This window comes from Halomonas caseinilytica, from assembly GCF_001662285.1.
Lineage (GTDB): Bacteria > Pseudomonadota > Gammaproteobacteria > Pseudomonadales > Halomonadaceae > Halomonas > Halomonas caseinilytica.
This window is the reverse complement of sequence record NZ_BDEO01000006.1, coordinates 114,021-128,885: the sequence shown is the minus strand read 5'-3', so window position 1 is coordinate 128,885 and position 14,865 is coordinate 114,021. Positions and strand designations below refer to the sequence as shown.

Annotated in this window: 16 protein-coding genes; 5 read left to right on the top strand and 11 right to left on the bottom strand. The window is 64.2% G+C overall.

Annotation, left to right across the window (positions count from 1 at the left end; translation table 11 throughout):
- The 3 genes from pdxA to HSDC_RS06830 all read right to left on the bottom strand — a co-directional run bounded on the left by pdxA (position 1) and on the right by HSDC_RS06830 (position 4,226).
- Entirely contained in the window at positions 1-1,044 is a 1,044-nt protein-coding gene (gene pdxA / locus HSDC_RS06840) for a 4-hydroxythreonine-4-phosphate dehydrogenase PdxA (RefSeq protein WP_064699194.1), read from the bottom strand.
- Positions 1,041-1,685: a SurA N-terminal domain-containing protein gene (locus HSDC_RS06835; RefSeq protein ID WP_064699193.1), complete on the bottom strand. Its 645-nt coding sequence runs from the start codon at positions 1,683-1,685 to the stop codon at positions 1,041-1,043. Before HSDC_RS06835 ends, pdxA begins: the two co-directional genes overlap by 4 nt.
- 75 nt (positions 1,686-1,760) lie before the next feature.
- A complete protein-coding gene (locus tag HSDC_RS06830) occupies positions 1,761-4,226 on the bottom strand; it encodes an LPS-assembly protein LptD (RefSeq protein ID WP_064699192.1) in 2,466 nt (821 codons plus the stop codon).
- Positions 4,227-4,391: 165 nt separating this feature from the next.
- Here HSDC_RS06830 and HSDC_RS06825 point away from each other — a divergent pair, with 165 nt between their 5' ends.
- The 4 genes from HSDC_RS06825 (at position 4,392) to speD (ending at position 7,533) form a co-directional block, all read left to right on the top strand.
- Positions 4,392-5,435, top strand: coding sequence for an aminoglycoside phosphotransferase family protein (locus tag HSDC_RS06825; RefSeq protein ID WP_064699359.1), 1,044 nt, complete (start codon positions 4,392-4,394; stop codon positions 5,433-5,435).
- Entirely contained in the window at positions 5,432-6,097 is a 666-nt protein-coding gene (gene murU / locus HSDC_RS06820; protein ID WP_064699191.1) for an N-acetylmuramate alpha-1-phosphate uridylyltransferase MurU, read from the top strand. Before HSDC_RS06825 ends, murU begins: the two co-directional genes overlap by 4 nt.
- A gap of 70 nt (positions 6,098-6,167) precedes the next feature.
- Positions 6,168-6,587 (top strand): OsmC family protein, encoded by a 420-nt coding sequence (locus tag HSDC_RS06815; RefSeq protein WP_064699190.1) that lies wholly within the window; start codon positions 6,168-6,170, stop codon positions 6,585-6,587.
- Between the two features lie 151 nt (positions 6,588-6,738).
- Complete coding sequence (gene speD, locus HSDC_RS06810; protein WP_064699189.1) at positions 6,739-7,533, top strand: adenosylmethionine decarboxylase; 795 nt, start codon at positions 6,739-6,741, stop codon at positions 7,531-7,533.
- Between the two features lie 133 nt (positions 7,534-7,666).
- Here the strand turns inward: speD and coq7 are convergent, their stop codons facing one another.
- The 6 genes from coq7 to phaR all read right to left on the bottom strand — a co-directional run bounded on the left by coq7 (position 7,667) and on the right by phaR (position 12,080).
- A complete protein-coding gene (gene coq7, locus HSDC_RS06805; RefSeq protein WP_064699188.1) occupies positions 7,667-8,311 on the bottom strand; it encodes a 2-polyprenyl-3-methyl-6-methoxy-1,4-benzoquinone monooxygenase in 645 nt (214 codons plus the stop codon).
- Positions 8,312-8,468: 157 nt separating this feature from the next.
- Positions 8,469-8,810 (bottom strand): histidine triad nucleotide-binding protein, encoded by a 342-nt coding sequence (locus HSDC_RS06800; protein ID WP_064699187.1) that lies wholly within the window; start codon positions 8,808-8,810, stop codon positions 8,469-8,471.
- Positions 8,811-8,893: 83 nt separating this feature from the next.
- Complete coding sequence (locus HSDC_RS06795) at positions 8,894-9,766, bottom strand: phosphoribulokinase (RefSeq protein ID WP_013333256.1); 873 nt, start codon at positions 9,764-9,766, stop codon at positions 8,894-8,896.
- Entirely contained in the window at positions 9,766-10,200 is a 435-nt protein-coding gene (locus tag HSDC_RS06790; protein ID WP_064699186.1) for an acyl-CoA thioesterase, read from the bottom strand. Before HSDC_RS06790 ends, HSDC_RS06795 begins: the two co-directional genes overlap by 1 nt.
- Before the next feature lie 55 nt (positions 10,201-10,255).
- Positions 10,256-11,545 (bottom strand): phosphoribosylamine--glycine ligase, encoded by a 1,290-nt coding sequence (gene purD / locus HSDC_RS06785; protein ID WP_064699185.1) that lies wholly within the window; start codon positions 11,543-11,545, stop codon positions 10,256-10,258.
- 73 nt (positions 11,546-11,618) lie between these two features.
- Entirely contained in the window at positions 11,619-12,080 is a 462-nt protein-coding gene (phaR, locus tag HSDC_RS06780; RefSeq protein ID WP_064699184.1) for a polyhydroxyalkanoate synthesis repressor PhaR, read from the bottom strand.
- A 146-nt stretch (positions 12,081-12,226) separates the two neighbouring features.
- On the opposite strand from phaR, the gene HSDC_RS06775 reads away from it, so the two are divergent.
- The gene (locus HSDC_RS06775; RefSeq protein WP_064699183.1) at positions 12,227-12,940 is read left to right on the top strand and encodes a 16S rRNA (uracil(1498)-N(3))-methyltransferase; all 714 of its coding nucleotides are present in this window, start codon (positions 12,227-12,229) and stop codon (positions 12,938-12,940) included.
- Between the two features lie 14 nt (positions 12,941-12,954).
- Here the strand turns inward: HSDC_RS06775 and rloA3 are convergent, their stop codons facing one another.
- The gene (rloA3, locus tag HSDC_RS06770; protein ID WP_064699182.1) at positions 12,955-13,506 is read right to left on the bottom strand and encodes a retropepsin-like aspartic peptidase RloA3; all 552 of its coding nucleotides are present in this window, start codon (positions 13,504-13,506) and stop codon (positions 12,955-12,957) included.
- A gap of 67 nt (positions 13,507-13,573) precedes the next feature.
- A complete protein-coding gene (locus tag HSDC_RS06765; RefSeq protein WP_064699358.1) occupies positions 13,574-14,839 on the bottom strand; it encodes a lytic murein transglycosylase in 1,266 nt (421 codons plus the stop codon).
- Between the last annotated feature and the right edge of the window lie 26 nt (positions 14,840-14,865).

The following is a 14,865-nucleotide window of genomic DNA, read 5'->3' as shown; positions in this document are numbered from 1 at the left end:
TCACGCGCCGCGCTGCACCATCTCGATGGCCAAGCTCACGGCAGTGATCAGGCTGCCCGGATCGGCCGAACCGCAACCGGCGAGATCCAACGCCGTGCCATGATCCACCGAGGTACGAACCCATGGCAGGCCCAGGGTGATATTGGCAGCGCGTCCGAAACCAGCGTACTTGAGCACCGGCAAGCCCTGGTCATGATACATCGCCAGGACGGCATCGGCTCGGGCCAGATGATGCGGGGTGAACAGGGTATCCGCCGGTAACGGCCCGTCAAGCGTCAGCCCTTCTGCACGCAGCGCCTCCAGGGTCGGGATGATGACATCGAGTTCCTCGCGCCCCAGATGCCCGCCTTCCCCGGCATGGGGATTGAGCCCGCAGACCAGGATGCGTGGCGACAGGACACCGAAACGATGTCGCAGTTCGGCATCGAGGATACGCAGGATACGCGTCAGGCGAGGCCCGGTCACGGCATCGCCCACCTCGCGAAGCGGCAGATGAGTGGTGGCAAGGGCGACTCGCAGCGCTGTCTCGCCATGCCAGGTGGATGACATGGCATGCAGAGCCGGATCGGTGGCGAGCATCATGACGACCTCATCGACACCGCAGGCATCACGCAGGTATTCGGTATGGCCCCGGAAGTCGGCATGGCCCGCCTCGATGATCACCCCCTTGTGCAGGGGCGCGGTGACCATGCCCGCCGCCTCGCCAGCCTGGCAGGCGGCCACGGCCCGGCCCAGGGTCTCCAGCACGTAAGCGGCATTACGTGCCTCCAGCTCCCCAGGCCGACAAGGTGCCCTCAGTGCGACGGGCCATACCGGCAGCACGCCGGCGCGGGGCACCGGTGGCGTCTCTCCCGGGGCGAGTGCGAGAACCGTGACGTCACAACCGACGGCTCGAGCGCGATCCTCGAGCAACGCCGGGTCGCCCACCGCCACGACACGCGCGGAGGTCGGCATGTCGCGTGCCATCACCACCGCAAGCTCGGGGCCGATGCCGGCCGGCTCGCCGGTGGTCAGAGCAAGAACGGGTAGGTCAGTGTCGCTCACGACTCCGATCCGAGGCGCTCTTCCACAAAGGCCTGAGAGCGAATCTCCTGCACCCAGGCTTCCATCTCGTCGTTGGCCTTGCGCTGGAACAGCGCCTGACGGGCCTGCTCGGCCGTCACTCCGCCCCCCTGCTGTTCAATGAAACGCTCGACCTCGGCCTCGGAGATGCTGACCCGGCTGCCGACACGGCGCTGCTGGATCTGACGCATCAAGAGTTCACGGCGCACCTGATCGCGCACCACGCCGAGCGACAGCCCATCGGCCTCCAGGGCATCGGCGAACTGTTCCAGGGTCATGCCATTGTTCTGGGCGATGGCCCGCACCTGACGGTTGAGCTCGGTATCGTCCACGCTGAGATTGGCTTCCCGCGCCATCTGCAACTGGATCTCCTCGACGACCAACCGGTCGAGCACCCGCTGACGCAGCACGTCATCCGGCGGCATCTGCATGCCCTGGGATTCCAGCTGGGCACGGGTCCGTGCCACGCGATCCTCGAGCTGGGAGTTCATGATCGCGCCCTCGTTGACCACCGCCACGATGCGGTCCAGGGGCTGACGCGCCTCCTGGGCCATGGCGGCCCCCACCGGCGCCAGGCCGAGGCACAGGGCCAGTGTCAGGGTGGCAATATGTCGGCTGCGCATGTCTATCCTTCCTTTCGTCATGATGGGTAGCGAGAACGCCTGAAGATGGCGGTCTTGCGCGGTTTCAGGCACCGATCAGGGGCGGCCGAAGTCGGTGCCACGATAGCCGGGGACCGACGATTCGAAAAAGCCTCCGGCCTCCCCGCCGACGCCGCCCAGGCCCTTGAACACGAAACGCAAGAAGAGCCCGCGATCGGTGGTATCGTCCTCGATGGTATTGGCGGTGTCCTCGTCATCGATCCACTCGCGCCACACCAGCTGCAGACCATAGCAGCAGTCGTTCCACTGCACACCCGCCAGTTGCTCGAGCATCCGGTCATTCGTGTTGTCGTAACGTACCCCACCGATCAGGTCCAGGCGATCCATCGCCTTGTAGGCGAAGGAAGCGGAGAACTCTTCTAGATCGTAAGTCCGGGTGTCCTCGAGATCCTCAGCGGGCTCGAAGCCTTCGAGTTGCCAGCGATAGCCGAGGTTCAACACATGCCCGGCCTCGGCCCGGTATTGCACATCGAATCCCGTGCTTTCGGTGCGACTCTTGCGGTCGTCGTAGAGCCACTCCCAGCGAGTGCGCCAATGATCGTCGATCCGCCAGTCGAGCTGCGTCACCCAGGGCGAGCGTTGACGAGTGGCCCGATAACGCTCATCCGGATCCTCGGGCAGAGTGTCGGAATTCCCTTGCATGTCAATGTGCCGATCCTCGAAGTAGGCCGCCTGGCCCAGCCCGAAGGAAAGCCGTTCACGACCGCTGCTGTCCTCGAGAAAACGGCTCTTCACGCCATAGGAGAGCCGGTTGAGATCACCGACGCGATCACCGCCGCTGAAGCGATAGGGCGACCATAACTGGTTCCAGGAAAAGGCCAGCTCCGAGGTGTCGAAGTCGGGAAACTCGCTCTGGTCCCGCGCCGGCACGTACGCATAGTTGAGCCGGGGCTCCAGGGTCTGGCGGAAGGCATCACCACCGAATTCGAGATCACGCTCGAAGACCAGCCCGGCATCCACGGAAGCCACCGGCAGCGTGCGCGTCAGGCTCTCGTCGCGGTCGGTGAGACGATCGCCATAATCCAGCTCATAGCTGGTATGGTGCAGCTGCAGTCGTGGCTCGAAAAAGCCCCAGGTCGTATCGCCTCGCCAGCCGACGGCCGGCGTCAATTGCAGCCGAGCCCCGTTGGCCGCCTCGCGCAGCGGCACCTGGCGCTGACGGTCCTTGTAATCGTAGAAGCCCTGTTCATCACCCTCGATATCACGCCAGAAGTAGGTCGCGTTGGCCTTCCACTCCTCGTAGAAACCGACATCCTGCTGCCAGCGCGCCTCGGCGGTCAGGCTCGGCAACCGGTAGAACGGCTTGTCGTTCTCGTCCAGGGGATCGTCCAGCACCTGATAGCCCTGGGCCTTGCCCTCCAGCCGCCAGGTATCGCCACGGTATTCGATCTGTGCCAGGCGCTTCATGCTCTGGGTGTCGGTGTCGCCGAACGTCTGGCCGAAGTCATCGAAATAGTTACCATCGCTGGCGGCGCCATAGCGCAGCTGATAGCGGGTACGCTCATCGACGCGGCCAGCGTGGCGATAATCGAGGTACCAGCGGGCATCGCCATCCTCCAGCGTCGAATAGGCCGACGCTTCATCGCCGGCACGTCGGTCGTCGGCAATATAGGCGCCCTCGATGGTGCCCGCGTCGGAGGGCAGCAAATAGCGATATTCGCCGCCGAGCAGCAGGCCACGATCGCTGATCACCCGAGGCGTGATGGTGGCGTCCTGATTGGGCGCGATGTTCCAGTAGAAGGGCTGGGCATAATCGAGCCCGTCACCGGAAACCCCGAGTGTCGGCCACAGAAAGCCGGTCTGGCGACGCTCGTCGATGGGGAAACGGACCCAGGGCCAGTAGAAGACCGGCACCTCGCCGACCTCGAGGCGAGCATGGCGCGCGGTGCCGAAACCGCTCTGCCGATCCAGCTCGATGTCATTGCCCACCAGGCGCCACAGGTCGTTGCCCGGCTCACAGGTGGTGAAACTGGCCTCGGTGAGCTGATAGCGCCCTTCCGCGACACGCGCCAACTGCACGGCATCGCCGCGCAACCGCTGTTCATGGGCCACATAGTGTGCCTGATCGATGCTCGCCGCCTCGCTGTCCAGCGAGAAGGAGGCGGCATCACCACGCACCAGCAAATTGTGATCACGCAACGCCAGCGGCCCTTCGGCCACCACACGCTCGCGGGAAGCCGGCACTCGCACCTGCGGCGCCTCGAGCTGGGTATCGCCACGGCGCAGTACCACTTCACCGCTGAGGACCGTCTCACCATCCTCGCCGTACTGACCGTCATCGGCCTCGCTTGCCACCTTGCCTTCGGGTGGCGCCGCCAGCCGATACGACGGCATCTGGTAGTATCCCCGACACAAGGCTCCCTCGGGGCGATCCTCGCCCCATGGGTGCCAATCCAGCTGCTCGGCCGGCAATGACTCGGGGGGCGCTGCCCACAGCGGGGCAGTCACCATGCTCGAGGTCACAAGGCCGGCCAGGGCCGTCCAGGAGGATCGATTGCCCATGTTCAACGATGTCCTTGGCGGAGTGAATCGGTATTATACAGCCCCAGAACGAGCTGTCCCGCCGACGAGCCCTGTCATCGCCGACGACATCGGGCTTCAGCATGCGGCGACGCCTTGGGGTCGTCAACCAAAGGACGTCCCGGACCGAACGAAACAGAGGTGAAGATGCCAGAGGCCGACACGACCTCGCGCCATGCCGCCCTTCTCGCGTGGGCCGCCGAACGCCACGGGATTGCGCCCGCCGCCCTCGACCTGCGCCTGGCCGCCGACGATGCCAGCTTCAGACGCTATTTTCGGCTGGTCCTTCCCGATGGCACCCAACGTATCCTCATGGACGCGCCGCCGGACAAGGAAGACAGCGCCCCCTTCGTGGCCATTGCCCGCCGCTGGGCGGACGCCGGCCTGCCGGTCCCCGACCTTTATGCCGTGGACCTGGACGCCGGTTTCCTGGAGCTCGAGGACCTCGGTGACACGCCCCTCCAGCACTGCTTCGAGACGTCAGAGGCCCCGATCACCCAGGCCTGGCACGACCGGGCCCTGGCATTGCTCGACATGTTGCAGAATCGTGCCGACCCGGCAGGATTGCCGGCCTACGACGCCAGCCTGCTGGGTCGCGAACTGGACCTCTTCACGACCTGGAGCCTGGAGCGCTGGCTGGCATTGCCCACCCCGCCAAGCTGGCCCGCGCTTCGTCAGTCTCTGATCGATACCGCCCTGGCCCAGCCGGTGGTGACCGTGCATCGCGACTTCGATGCCATGAACCTGATGGTGGTCGACGACGAGCTGCGCCTGATTGATTTTCAGGACGCCGTGGCCGGCCCCTTGAGCTATGACCTGATCTCGCTGCTGCATGGCCGCTATTGCCGATTTTCGGCAAGCCGTCGCCACGCCTGGATCGAGGCATTCCGCCAGCGAGCCGTGGCCGATGGCCGCCTGGACAGCATCGAACCACAGTCATTTCACCACTGGGTCGCCTGCATGGCCGTGCAGCGTGCTCTCAAGGTCATCGGAATCTTCTGCCGCTTGACGCTGCGAGACAGCCGCCAGGGCTATCTCGCCCGCATACCGCATTTTCTCGACCACCTGGAGGATGCCCTGGCAGAACTGGACGAGCTGGCCGATTTCCGGCACTGGGTCGCCGATACCCTTCGTCCGGCCCTGCTGGCCAAGCTGGCGGCCCAAGGCATCACCTGGGAGCACGTGGCATGAAGGCGATGATCCTGGCCGCGGGGCTCGGCACTCGCATGCGTCCGCTTACCGACCATTGCCCCAAGCCGCTGCTGGAAGCCGGCGGCAAGCCGCTGATCGTCCATCATCTGGAACGATTTGCCCATGCCGGCATCCGGGAGCTGGTGATCAACGTCAGCTACCGCGCCGAGCAGATCGTCGATGCCCTGGGCGATGGCAGCGCCTTCGGTGTGTCCATCGCCTGGAGCCATGAAACGACCCCCCTGGAGACCGGCGGTGGCATTCGCCAGGCTCTGCCCCTGCTCGGCGACGAGCCCTTCCTGCTCGTCAACGGCGATGTCTGGTGCGATCTCGATCCCGCCACGCTGCCATCATCGCTGGGCACCGACCTGGCGCGGCTCGTGCTGGTCGACAATCCGGACCATCATCGCGATGGCGACTTCTTGCTCGATGCAAACGGTCGCGTTCGAGAAGGGCCTGGCCCGCGCCTGACCTATGCCGGGATCGCCCAGCTCGACCCCGCCCTGGTCGCCGATCGGGACGAGGGCTCCTTCGCCCTGGCGCCGCTGCTGCGTGCCGCCATGGCCGACGATAGAGTCACCGGCCATCATCACCGGGGACAGTGGGTCGACGTGGGCACTCCCGAACGACTCGCTTCCCTGGACCGGATCCTGCGGGGCTGAGTCAAACGCCGGCAACTGCTATGCTGACGCCCCCTACTCGTCTTCTGAATGAATAAGGATACCTTGCGCCATGAAAGCCAGCGTCAAATGGACAGACGGTCGCCAGTTCGTCGCCGAGGCCGGCAGCGGCCATAGCGTGGTGATCGACGGGCCGCCCGACCACGGCGGCCGCAACACCGGCCCGCGTCCCATGGAGATGCTGCTTATGGGCATGGGCGCCTGCACCTCCTTCGACGTCCTGGAAATCCTCGAGAAGTCCCGCGCTCCGGTATCGGACTGCGTGGCCAGCATCGAGGCCGAACGCGCCGACAGCGTGCCCAGTGTCTTCACCAAGATTCATGTGCACTTCACCGTCAGCGGCCAGGGACTCAAGGAAAAGCAGGTCAAGCGTGCCGTGGAACTCTCCGCCGAAAAATATTGCAGCGCCTCGATCATGCTGGCCAACGGCGGCGTCGACGTGACGCATTCCTTTACCATCGTCGAACAGTGAGGCACACGCCCGGGCAATACGGAAAAAAACATGGCTTGCCGGGTGCGCGCCCACCAAGGGCTGTGCATAATACGCGCCTTCACATCGCCACGCGTCTTCCGGCGCGTTCGTCGGGATGCACACCATCAGCCATATCGAAGGAGGCTCGGACGTGACCGGCAATCTCCGACTCCACGGGTTCAATAACCTGACCAGCTCCCTGAGCTTCAACATCTACGACATCTGCTACGCCAAGACCGAGGAGCAGCGGCAGGCCTACATCGATTACATCGATGAGCTCTACAATGCCGAGCGTCTCACCCAGATTCTCAAGGATGTCACCAACATCATCGGCGCCCAGGTGCTCAATATCTCCCGTCAGGATTACGAGCCCCATGGCGCCAGCGTGACCATCCTGATCGCCGAGCACGAGCTGGAAGAGGCGGCGCCCGAACAGATGGCCCCCGGCCCCGGCCCCTTGCCCGAAACCGTGGTCGCCCATCTCGACAAGAGCCACGTCACCGTCCACAGCTACCCGGAATCGCATCCCGACAACGGCATCAGCACCTTTCGCCTGGACATCGACGTTTCCACCTGTGGCCAGATCAGCCCGCTGAAGGCCCTCAACTATCTGATCCACAGCTTCGACTCCGACATCGTCACCATGGACTACCGGGTACGTGGCTTCACCCGGGACGTGGATGGCCGCAAGTTGTTCATCGATCATGACATCACGTCCATCCAGGACTACCTGGCCGAAGACACCAAGCGCGCCTACCAGATGATCGATGTCAACGTGTATCAGGAAAACATGTTCCACACCAAGATGCTGCTCAAGGACTTCGAGCTGGACAACTACCTGTTCGGCACCTCGCGACGCGACATCTCCTTCGAGGAAGCGCGCGACATCGAAGGCCGGCTACGCAAGGAAATGCTCGAGATCTTCTACTCGCGGAACCTGGACTGACCCGCTGCGGCGCGCGGGAGCTGTAAGCCTTAAGCTGTAAGCAAAAGCGAACCCCACCCTGACAAGCTCGGGGTGGGGTTCGCTTTTTAGGGTTCTTTCGGCTTCGAGCTTATGGCTCGCCCCAAAGGGGCTTTCAAAGCCTGTAGACAGACTTGGTCATCACCTTGGACATCAGCGTCATGCCGACCTTGACCGGCGCCGGGAAACGCGCCCCACCGGCTTCCAGAGCCTGATGGGCATGATGGGCCTCGTCGATGGCCATCTGGCGGAGCACCGCCCTGGAACGACGATCGCCAGGCGGCAACTTTTCCATATGCTCATCGAGATGGCGCCCCACCTGCTCCTCGGTGGCAGCCACGAACCCCAGACTGACACGATCGCCCACGGCTCCCGCCACGGCGCCTATACCGAAGGACGCAGCATAGAACAGCGGATTCAGCAGGCTGGTACGGCCATCGAGTTCCTGCAGGCGGGCATCGCACCAGGCCAGATGATCGACTTCCTCCTGAGCGGCCTCTTCCATCTGGCCACGTACCTCGGGCAGCTTGGCGGTCAAGCCTTGTCCCTGGTAGAGCGCCTGGGCACAAACCTCGCCGGTATGATTGATGCGCATCAGCCCGGCGGCATGACGTCGCTGCTCGTCGTCGAGCGCCTCGTCCTGTATCTCGTCGGCGGCAGGCGAAGGCCGCGAGGGCTGAGCTGCCCTGGGCACCAGGGTGCGCAATACGGTATCGAACTGGTGGATCAGGTCGTCGGCGCGGGAATATTGACGAGTCATGGCACCCCCTCGTGAGATCAGTCACGACATTGTAACCGAGCCATTGGCCGCGCACAGCGCCCGGAATACGAAACGCCGCCTTGCGGGCGGCGCTACGAGATGCACCCGATGCGTCGAGCGCTTGCGACAGCACAGCCTGACGCCGCGCGGGTTCCGGCTATCCAGCCGGCCAAGTGAAGCGACGACCGCCCATCAGGTGCATATGAATATGATAGACCGTCTGGCCGCCCTGGTCATTGCAGTTCATCACCACCCGATAGCCATCGTCGGCGAACCCCTGCTCCTTGGCCAGATGCGCGGCGGTGTACTGCAGGCGCCCCACCAGGGCCAGATCGCCCTCTTCGATGTCGTTCAGGGTCGCAATGTGCTTTTTCGGCACCACCAGCATATGGATCGGCGCCTTGGGATCGATATCGTTGAAGGCCAGAACGTCATCGTCCTCGTAGACGATATCGGCGGGAATCTCGCGATTGATGATCTTGCAGAACAGGCAGTCCATGTCAGGCTCCAGGGGAAGGCATCGACGAAAACGCTACCCCACGAGAGTAACGGTCGAAAAGGGCGCTGTCAGTCCCGACCGGCTCAACGAAACCGCCGCTGAGCCAGCAGGTGTCGCACCAGCGGGGCCAGGATCAGTTCCATGGCCAGCGACAGACGCGACCCGGGCACCACCAGAGTATGGGGGCGGCTCATGAAGGAGTCCTGGATCATCGCCAGCAGATACGGGAAATCCACGGTGGCTGGGTCGCGAAAACGGATCACTACGAAGGATTCGGCATCGGTGGGGATGTCCTGCACCTCGAAAGGGTTGGAGGTATCCACCGTGGGCACGCGCTGGAAATTGATATGGGTCCGCGAGAACTGGGGCAGGATATAGCGCACATAATCGTCCATGCGCCCCAGGATGGTGTCGATCACCGCTTCCTGGGTGTAACCCCGCGCCTGGATGTCACGATCAATCTTCTGGATCCACTCCAGATTCATGGTCGGCGCCACGCCCACCAGCAGGTCGACGTGTCGGGCGATGTCATGCTCGGCCGTGACCAGGCCACCGTGCAGCCCTTCGTAGAACAGCAGGTCGGTGCCCGAGGGCAGCGACTGCCATTCGGTGAAGGTCCCGACCTGGTAGCCGGCTTCGATCATCGACTTGTCTTCGGCATGGATGTAATGCCGATAGGTGCCGACGCCGTTTTCGCCATACTCCAGGAACAGCTCCTCGAGCTTGTCGAGCAGGTTGGCTTCCACCGCGAAGTGAGAGAGCTCGTCCTTGCGCTCGGGCTCCTCGCGGAACATGCGCGCCAGTTCCTGGCGGGTATAGCGATGAAAGGCATCGCCGTCGACGAAGGCCGCGTGCACATCCTCGCGGGCGAACATGCGCTCGAAGGTACGTTTCACGGTGGTCGTGCCCGCCCCGGACGAGCCGGTGACAGCGATGATCGGATACTCCCGTGACATCAGTCGTTCCCCATCAGACGGTCTGCCAGGGTAGCGGGTACCGGCGCTGGGCGTCCCGTATCGGGATCAATCAACATCAGATTGAGACGCGCGGTTGCCACGCTGCGGTCATCCGACTCGCGGCGCAGACGATGGTAGACGGCGATCGACTTGCGCGACGGCGCGGGAATGCCGGTCTCGATCATCAGGGCATCCGGCCAGCGTGACTCGGCCTGATATTGCACTGCCAGATCCGCCACCACGCAGAGATAGCCCTCCATGTCGCCCTCGGAGAGTCCCAGGCTGGCCAGGGCTTGAACGCGCGCCTCGTGCATCAGCGACACCACGGCGTCATGCCCGAGATGACGCCCGTAGTTCATGTCGGTGACACGCACCGTCAAGCCATGGCGATGACGCACATCCGCTTCAGGAAACTCGAGCCTGACGCGTTCCATGTTGCGACCTCCTGAAATGTTCTTGCGAGCGGAATATCACGCGCCCAGGTGCCTCTCAGCCGTCATCGCGCTCGATGGCGCGATGAGCGATATCACGACGATAGGCGACATCGGGCCAGTCGATCTCGGCCAGGCCGCGATAGGCCAGATCCCTGGCTGCCGAGATTCCCTTGCCCAAGGCAGTCACACAAAGCACTCGGCCGCCGGCGGTCACGACCTCATTCCCCTCGCCGAACCGGGTTCCGGCATGGAAGACCTTGCAGCCGGTGGCGTCGGCGGCCTCGAGACCGGTGATGACATCGCCCTTGCGATACTCGCCGGGATAACCGCCGGCCGCCATCACCACGCCCACGGCATCGCGCGCGTCCCAGTCACAGGAAAGCCCGTCGAGCTTGCCTCGGGCACCGGCCAGGCACAGTTCGGCGAAATCCGAGGTCAGGCGCATCATGATCGGCTGGGTCTCGGGGTCGCCGAACCGACAGTTGTACTCGATCACCTTGGGATTGCCTTCGGCATCGATCATCAGCCCCGCATAGAGAAAGCCGGTGTAGGGATGGCCTTCCTCGGCCATGCCTCGCACCGTGGGCTCGATGATCCGGGCCATGATGCGCTCATGGACCTCGCGGGTGACCACCGGCGCCGGCGAATAGGCGCCCATGCCGCCGGTATTGGGACCGGTATCGCCATCGAGGGCACGCTTGTGGTCCTGGCTGGTCGCCATGGGCAGCACCGTGTTGCCATCTACCATGACGATGAAGCTGGCCTCCTCGCCCTCGAGGAATTCCTCGATCACCACGCGCGCACCAGCATCGCCGAAGGCATTGTCCTCGAGCATGTCGCGAATCGCCGCCTCGGCCTCGGCTTCGGTCATGGCCACGATGACGCCCTTGCCAGCCGCCAGGCCATCGGCCTTGATGACGATCGGAGCCCCCTTCTCGGCGAGATAGTCGAGCGCCGGCTCCACCGCGACGAAGGTGCGATACTCGGCGGAAGGAATCGCATGGCGTGCCAGAAAATCCTTGGTGAAGGCCTTGGATCCTTCGAGCTGAGCCGCGCCGGCCGTGGGGCCGAAGATTGTCAGCCCGGCCTCACGGAACCGGTCCACCACGCCGTCGACGAGCGGCGCCTCGGGGCCGACGATCGTCAAATCGATGTCCTCGTCGCGCGCGAAAGCCACCAGGCCATCCAGGTCGTCGACGCCGATCGCCACGTTTTCGAGCCCCGGCTCACGGGCGGTGCCGGCATTGCCCGGGGCCACGTGGACGGACTCGACCCGAGCCGACTGGGCGACCTTCCAGGCCAGGGCGTGTTCGCGGCCACCGCCGCCGATGATCAGAACCTTCATCCGCTGCTCTACCTCAATACCTCGGGGAAACGTCGCGGCATTATGTCAGAAACTCGCCGCGACCGCCGCCCGATCACGACTTGTCGTTGTCGTCGTCGTCCTGCTTGTTGCGGTTGCCACCCAGATTCTGCTGCCAGAAACGCATGTTCTCCTCGGCCAGCTCGCGCATCAGCTCCATGGGCGTGTGCCGCATGGCCTGCTGCCACTGGTCCTGCATGTGCTTCTGCTGTTCCAGCATCAGGCGAGTCCCCTGCTCCAGGTAACGCGCCAGGGGCAGCGGCTTGGCCATGTCGTAGACCCGGATGAACTGGGCCAGCAGGTCGTTGGAAAAGACTTCAGCCTCGCCATCGGCCTGCTCCTGCTCGATGATGATCGACAGCAGGATGGTACGCGTCAGATCCTCGCCGGACTTGGCGTCCTCAACCCGGAAAGGTACCTCGTCGAGCACCAGGCTACGCAGGTCCTCAAGGGTTACATAGCGGCTCTGTTCGGTATCATAGAGCCGACGGTTGGCATACTTGCGTATCACGCGCACGGCGCTGCTCCTTGTCATTGTCGACTGGGCGATCGCCCTTCATCCAAGTATTGTGCACCGCGCCACCCACCATGCAAGGCACCCGGGGAAAATCGGCAAGCGCCGCCAGGGTCCCTTCCATCCACCACAAGGTATCACGAGACGCCATGAACCTGATCCTGCTCTCGCCCGAGGACCTCGAGACCGGGCAACTGGCCCGGGTCCGCGACCCTCGCCGACTGGCGCACCTCCGCGACGTGCATCGAGCGCGCGTCGGCGACACCCTGACACTGGGGATCGAAAACGGTCTCCTGGGACGCGGCACCCTGCTCGAGCACCGCGACGACGAGGCTCTGTTCGATGTCAGCGGTCTCGGGGAAGCACCACCGCCAGCCTTGCCGGTTCACCTGGTCCTAGCACTGCCTCGCCCGCGCATGCTGGCACGCAGCCTCGAGCACGCCACGGCCCTGGGCGTGAAATCCCTGACCCTGCTCAATACCCGTCGCGTGGAAAAGAGCTACTGGCAGTCGCCAGAACTCGGCGCAGACAAGATCCATCGCCACCTGGTCCTCGGTCTCGAGCAGGCGCGCGATACCCGATTACCCGAAGTGACGCTGGCCAAGGGCTTCCGCCCCTTCGTCGAGGACCACCTGCCGGAACTGCTGGCATCTCGCCGCGGGCTGGTGGCACACCCCGGCATGCCGGAGGCCTGCCCACGCGGCGTCGATGAACCGACTCTCCTGGTCGTCGGCCCGGAGGGCGGTTTCATTCCCTGGGAAGTCGACAAGCTCCTCGAGGCAGGGTGTCAAGGCGTGCACCTGGGGCCTCGCATCCTGCGGGTGGAAACCGCCGTCACCGCCCTGCTGGCACGCCTTGCCTGAAGACCGACGAGGGCTCACTCCTCGTCGGGGTCGAAAGCCACCAGCGGCGAGTCGGTATCGCAATCCGGCTCGGTGGTGAAGGTCTCGCGCACATCCAGCACGCCGAGATGGCCGATGGAGCGACGGCCCAGCAGCATCGGGTAATTCATTTCCTCGCGATTGCGCAGGCTGAACTGCTCCTCGTAGCGTGTATCTCCCACGCAGACCTCGAGCAGCACCACCGGCCGCTCGTCCCGACCGCCCGCACCGCGCACCGTCAGGTCGCGATAGAGCGGACGTTCCAGACGCTCGGAGAAACGCTCGCCATTGGCCTCGTTCTCGAGCTTGAGTCGGAAGCTCACCCACTCCTCGCCGTCCTTCTCGAAGACCTCGATGTCACGAGCATCCAGCGACGAGGTCAACGCACCGCTATCCAGCTTGGCCTTGATCTCCACATTCCCGGGCTCGAGCGTGACCTTCTCCACCCAGCCAAGCGGCTGATCCGCGTCATGCTGCTCATCGGCGGCCATCGCCCACGAGGAGCACAACACCAAGGACAACAGCAGAGGACGAAGCATCGCATTCATGAAGGGCTCTCCTTGATCGTAACGACGACGTACTATCTATTTGCCGTGCTATTCCATGCCATGCGTGTCAGCGACGCAGGCGCTCGAGCAACGCCTTGGTCGCGAAACCATCGGGCGTCACACCGATCTGTCGCTGAAAGGCACGCAGCCCACGACGGGTATTCGGCCCCAGAATGCCGTCGGGAGTTCCCACGTCGAAGCCTCGATCGTCGAGACGCTGTTGCATCTCGCGCACCTCGCTGCGTTTCAGGGGCGGCTGCTCGCGTGGCCAGTCACCCTGAATGCCATCGCGTCCGGCGATCCTGTCACTCAGCGTTGCCACCGCAAGCGCGTAACTGGTGGCATTGTTGTAACGCAGGATGGTCCGGAAGTTGTGGCCAACCAGGAAGGCCGGCCCCTGAGCACCGGCCGGGGTGATCACCGAGGCCGAGGCAAGGTCGGGTAGCGGCTGGCCATCCCAGGAACGCACGCCGGCCGCCGCCCACTCGGCACTGGAACGCCGGATATCGGGCTCAGTCAGGGTATAATCGAAACCTTGTGGCAGGCGCACCTCGGTCCCCCAAGGCTCGCCTTCCCGCCATCCAGCCTCGTCGAGATAATTCGCCGTGGAGGCCAGGACATCGGCGATGTTGCTCCAGATATCCCGGCGACCGTCACCGTCACCGTCCACGGCATGGGCCAGGAAGCTGGAGGGAATGAACTGGGTATGCCCCATGGCACCGGCCCAGGAGCCTTTCATGCGTTCCGGGGAAATATCGCCGGCCTCGATGATGCGCAGAGCGGCAAGCAGCTCGCCTCTGGCGAAGTCACGGCGGCGGCCGTCATGGGCCAGCGTGGCCAGCGCTTCCAGAGTCGAGAAGTCACCGAGATAGTCGCCGTAGCTGCTCTCGATGCCCCAGATGGCCACCAGGACCTCGCTGGGCACCCCGTATCGCTCGCTCATCTGACGAGCCGTATCGCGGTATTCGGCCAGGCGCTCGCGCCCATTGCTGACGCGCGACGCCGACACGGCACTGTCGAGATACTCCCAGATCGGTCTCACGAACTCCGGCTGAGAGCCATCCAGCTCGATGACCCGGGGTTGATAGCGCAGCCCATCCAGGGCGCGCGCGAGGGTCGTCTCGTCGATGCCCTCGGCACGGGCCTGGCGACGAAAGTTCGCCAGCCAGGCCTCGAAGGATTCTTTCTCCGCTTCGGTCACGGAGGCCCCACTGGTCGATCCGGCGTTTTCCGAGGTCGTGGAAGACTCGGCCCGGGCATCCCGGGGCTGGGTGCTCTGGCAGCCGACCAGGGCAGCACACAAGATGGCGAGGGGGAGCAGCTTGAGCGTCATGGCATCGCATTCCTTGGCGGTGTCGG

What these genes read in the sequence shown, in the direction of transcription:
- HSDC_RS06835 (WP_064699193.1), bottom strand. Translation starts at nt 1,685, where the DNA reads ATGCGCAGCCGACATATTGCCACCCTGACACTGGCCCTGTGCCTCGGC.
- HSDC_RS06830 (WP_064699192.1), bottom strand. Translation starts at nt 4,226, where the DNA reads ATGGGCAATCGATCCTCCTGGACGGCCCTGGCCGGCCTTGTGACCTCG.
- HSDC_RS06825 (WP_064699359.1), top strand. Translation starts at nt 4,392, where the DNA reads ATGCCAGAGGCCGACACGACCTCGCGCCATGCCGCCCTTCTCGCGTGG.
- murU (WP_064699191.1), top strand. Translation starts at nt 5,432, where the DNA reads ATGAAGGCGATGATCCTGGCCGCGGGGCTCGGCACTCGCATGCGTCCG.
- HSDC_RS06815 (WP_064699190.1), top strand. Translation starts at nt 6,168, where the DNA reads ATGAAAGCCAGCGTCAAATGGACAGACGGTCGCCAGTTCGTCGCCGAG.
- coq7 (WP_064699188.1), bottom strand. Translation starts at nt 8,311, where the DNA reads ATGACTCGTCAATATTCCCGCGCCGACGACCTGATCCACCAGTTCGAT.
- HSDC_RS06800 (WP_064699187.1), bottom strand. Translation starts at nt 8,810, where the DNA reads ATGGACTGCCTGTTCTGCAAGATCATCAATCGCGAGATTCCCGCCGAT.
- HSDC_RS06795 (WP_013333256.1), bottom strand. Translation starts at nt 9,766, where the DNA reads ATGTCACGGGAGTATCCGATCATCGCTGTCACCGGCTCGTCCGGGGCG.
- HSDC_RS06790 (WP_064699186.1), bottom strand. Translation starts at nt 10,200, where the DNA reads ATGGAACGCGTCAGGCTCGAGTTTCCTGAAGCGGATGTGCGTCATCGC.
- purD (WP_064699185.1), bottom strand. Translation starts at nt 11,545, where the DNA reads ATGAAGGTTCTGATCATCGGCGGCGGTGGCCGCGAACACGCCCTGGCC.
- HSDC_RS06775 (WP_064699183.1), top strand. Translation starts at nt 12,227, where the DNA reads ATGAACCTGATCCTGCTCTCGCCCGAGGACCTCGAGACCGGGCAACTG.
- rloA3 (WP_064699182.1), bottom strand. Translation starts at nt 13,506, where the DNA reads ATGAATGCGATGCTTCGTCCTCTGCTGTTGTCCTTGGTGTTGTGCTCC.
- HSDC_RS06765 (WP_064699358.1), bottom strand. Translation starts at nt 14,839, where the DNA reads ATGACGCTCAAGCTGCTCCCCCTCGCCATCTTGTGTGCTGCCCTGGTC.